Raw genomic sequence first — 3,762 nt, forward strand, 5'->3', positions numbered from 1 at the left:
GCATTCGCCTCGTATTGCCGCCGGGCTTCCATGACGGACATGCCTTGACGAGCCAGGGCCTCGCGTGCCTCGGGGTTCTTCATCAACGCGTCGAACGTGGGCCGCGGGTAGCGGATGGTGCCCAGCTCCGCGGGCATCTCGCCGCTGGCGATCACCCGGTTCGAATCGATGCTCAGCACGGGCGTGCCGGTGCCGTCGTAGACCAGGCCGTTCAACACGCGGAAGCGACCATCGGCACAGCCGGCGAGTGCGCAGCCCTTGGTGCCGTTGTCGCGCACGAAGAGGATGTCTTCGTCGCCCATCTGGAAGACCGGCACGTTGGACGCCTGCAGGAAGCGACCCTGGCCGTCCGGCCCGCCGATGAAGCGCAGCGTGAACGATGCGGTGCCGACGCTGCCCTGCAAGGGCTTGACGACGTCGAAGGTGACGATCGTGTGCGGCACGCCAGGCTGGCCCTTGACGGCCTCGGACTGCGCGTATTCGACCTTGCTGACGCGGCTGTGCACGATGAAGCGCGACGCGCTGGCCAGCTCGTTCAGGGTGGCTGCGGCGGCGGGCGCGGAAGCGGCGATGCCACCGGTCAACAGGCAGGCGGCGGCGATCGCCGAGAGGGTGCGACCTCGGTTCAACATGGATTTCTCCTGGGGAAAAATGGAACGCTTGCATCGGGTTGCAAGCCAGTGATGGCCCTGTCAGCGGACCGAGGTACGGCTGCACACGGCTTCTTCCCGAAGGCCGTTGCGTCCTCAACGCTGACAAGGTGCGGGGCGGTGAAAACAGCGACGCCCCGTGGGACGAACTCTAGGTCGAGGTCCCTTCGCGAGCATCCCCCTGAGTAGGGAATGCAGGCCCCCGAGCTTAGGGATGAGGCTGCTTATGCGCGGGGGCGACAGATCGTTCGCGATCGCGATTGCGAACAGGCAAACCAACCGCCGATTGACGGCGGGTGAAGAAGCTCACCAGGCCATTGGCGCGGCCGCTGGCAATGACGATGCAATGGCGGCCGGCGATGCGGTGGTGGCCGGTGCTTCGGGATGCGACCTCGGGCCGATCAATTGGTGCCTGATCAGCAGCGTCCGCATCGAGTTGCGCGACAACCCGAGGGTTCGCGCGGTGTGGACCTGGTTGTGGTCGTTGAGTTCGAACGCTGTTCGCACGATCAGCCGCTCGATGGCGACATAGACGCCACCAGGCGGCGCACGCAACAGCTGGCGCAGCAGCGGTGCGAGGTGTTCCAGCGGTGAGTGGGCCGACTCTGCGAGGGCCGCATCAGAGACGGCGGATTGAGGACTCGGGGTCGCTGGTGCCGGCGCTTCCGCAGGGATGCCTGGTGGCGCGGACCGGCCGAGTGCCACGAGCTTCAGGTCGTGCGGCTGGATCACGCCGTCCTGGCAGACGATGAGCGCGAAGTGAACGATGTTTTCGAGCTCGCGGATGTTGCCTGGCCACGGGTAGGTGAGCAGCATCTCGGCGGCGTCGGCGGTGATCTGCACATCGTGCAAGCCCAGCTTGCGGCTGTAGGTTTCGATGAAGTGCTGTGCCAGGGGCAGGATGTCGCCTCGCCGCTCGCGCAACGGCGGCAGCGCCAGCGGCGCCACATTCAGGCGGTAGTACAGGTCGGCGCGGAAGTTCTGCGCAGCCACAGCCTGCTTCAAGTCGATGTTGGTCGCCGCCACCAGGCGCACATCCAGCGAGACCGGGCGCCGCGAGCCGAGCCGGACGATCTGTCTTTCCTGCAGCACGCGCAGCAGCTTGACCTGCAGATGCAAGGGCAGGTCGCCGATCTCGTCCAGGAACAGGGTGCCGCCGTTGGCAGCCTCGAACCACCCGGCGCGCGCACTGCCTGCACCGGTGAATGCACCGGACTCGTGGCCGAACAACTCGGCATCGATCAGGCTGTCGCTGAAGGCGCCGCAGTTGACTGCAACGAAGGGTCCTCGGCGCTGACTGGCGGCGTGGATGTGGCGAGCCACGAGCTCCTTGCCGGTACCCGTCTCTCCGATGATCAGAACCGTCGCGTCGCTGCGGGACACGCGCTCGATGTGGGCCAGCAGCTTGAGCGATGCTTCGTCATGGAACAGCAGAGCCTTGGCGCGGATCGAAGTCGGCGCCGTCGGCGAATCGGGCAGAGTCAGCAGGGGGGTATTGGACACGCGCACAAAAGACAGATGTCGGCTGCCACACCGTTGGCTCGATGGTGTGGCGCAATGTGAAGAACTGTGGCGAAGTTCCCCACCGCGCCTAACGAAGCTTTGCGCGGAGCCTGTCTTGGTTTTCGCATGAAGAACGCGTTGAGCGGCGGATTCGGCGCCAACTGTCCGGCATCGGTCAGTGACTGTTGATTGCCGGACAGGCGACCCGCCCGAACTGGTGGCAGACCAACAGTTTCGCCCTGGTGGCTCATGGATTGAGCCATGCCGGCGTCGCTGCTGCGCGACGCTTGCTCGCTCGGCAGGCAAGCCCTTGCTCGGGTGATGGTCTCGGCGCAGAAGCGTCTGCGCCGAGATGGCGCGTTAGTTGCTGAGGTGGCACTGATCCGGGCTCGCGAGGAGCTTGGGCCACCTCAACCCAACCCAAACGATCATGCGTCTTTCGATGTCCCTGCGCGTCGCCTGTCTCGCGGCCAGTTCGATCGCCCCCGGTGCCCACGCTGCGTTGGCAGCAGGAGACACCGCTCCCTTGTTCGCCGCGCAGGCTTCGCTGGCCGGCAAGGCCTTCGGCTATTCGCTTCGAGACGAATTGAAGAAGGGCCCGGTGGTCGTCTACTTCTTTCCCGCGGCCTACACCCAGGGCTGCAACGCGCAGGCGCACAGCTTTGCGGTGAACCACGACAAGTTCAGCGCCGCCGGGGCGTCGGTCGTCGGCGTGTCGCTGGACGGCATCCAGCGCTTGAACGATTTCTCGGCCGATCCCGAGTACTGCGCTGGCAAGATCGCTGTCGCCTCGGACCCGCAGGGGCAGATCGCGAAGTCCTACGAACTGAATGTGCGAGACGCCGCACCGGGACGCCGTGACACCCGTGGCGATGAGATCAACCATGGTTTCGCCGAGCGCACGACCTTCGTCATCGGGACCGACGGCCGTGTGGCCGCGACGCTGGGCGGGCTGGCCCCGCTGGACAACGTCGAGCAGGCGCTTGCCGCGGTCCAGAAACTGTCCGTGGCCGGCCGCTGACCGCGCATGACCCCTCCCTGCACCGCCGTTCGCGCGGTGCGGCTTTTCCTTTTCCCAACCCCGCGAACCCAAGCATGAACCTCAAGATCCGATCCCTTTCATTGATCGCCATCGTGACCTCGGCCGCCGCTGTGTCGACAGTCACCCAGGCGCAGCAGGCACCGAAGCCTGAGCAGCTGATCAAGTGGCGCCAGTCGGCCTACCAGGTGGTGGGCTGGAACTCCGGCCGCATCAAGGCTTCGCTCGACGGCACCTACAACAGGGAGGAAGTCGCGAAGGCCGCCGCTGTCATCGCCGCGCTCGCCAATGCCGGGCTGGGCAGCTTGTTCGTGCCGGGCACCGAATCGGGCAAGGGCTGGCATGAGACGGCCGTCAAGCCGGAGCTGTTCCAGGATGGCAAGCGCGTTGGCGAAGCCGCTGCGAACTTCAGCAAGGAGGCCAACGAACTGGCCCGCGTCGCTGCCGCCGGCGACTTGGCCCTCATCAAGGACCAGTACGGCAAGTTGAGCCGTACCTGCAAGGCTTGCCACGATGACTTCCGCGCCAAGGAGTGAGGCCATGAAACACCCCACCCACACCACCCGTGTC

The 3,762-nt window shown here is 65.8% G+C and carries 4 protein-coding genes; 2 read left to right on the forward strand and 2 right to left on the reverse strand.

Annotated elements, in window-relative coordinates; genetic code table 11:
• Window positions 1-632: hypothetical protein (locus tag AC1DYI_RS29310; RefSeq protein WP_477207644.1), on the reverse strand; the 632-nt coding region annotated here is incomplete at its 3' end.
• A 324-nt stretch (window positions 633-956) separates the two neighbouring features.
• Window positions 957-2,153, reverse strand: a complete 1,197-nt coding sequence (locus AC1DYI_RS29315; protein ID WP_477207645.1) for a sigma-54 interaction domain-containing protein — start codon at window positions 2,151-2,153, stop codon at window positions 957-959.
• A gap of 442 nt (window positions 2,154-2,595) precedes the next feature.
• Between AC1DYI_RS29315 and AC1DYI_RS29320 the strand changes: the two genes are divergently transcribed.
• Together AC1DYI_RS29320 and AC1DYI_RS29325 are read left to right on the forward strand one after the other, a co-directional pair.
• The gene (locus AC1DYI_RS29320) at window positions 2,596-3,174 is read left to right on the forward strand and encodes a peroxiredoxin (RefSeq protein WP_477207646.1); all 579 of its coding nucleotides are present in this window, start codon (window positions 2,596-2,598) and stop codon (window positions 3,172-3,174) included.
• Window positions 3,175-3,248: 74 nt separating this feature from the next.
• On the forward strand, window positions 3,249-3,728 hold the full coding sequence (locus AC1DYI_RS29325) for a c-type cytochrome (protein WP_477207647.1): 480 nt from the start codon (window positions 3,249-3,251) through the stop codon (window positions 3,726-3,728).
• The last annotated feature ends 34 nt before the right edge of the window (window positions 3,729-3,762 follow it).

It is taken from the genome of Ideonella sp. P3_A4 (assembly GCF_056403075.1).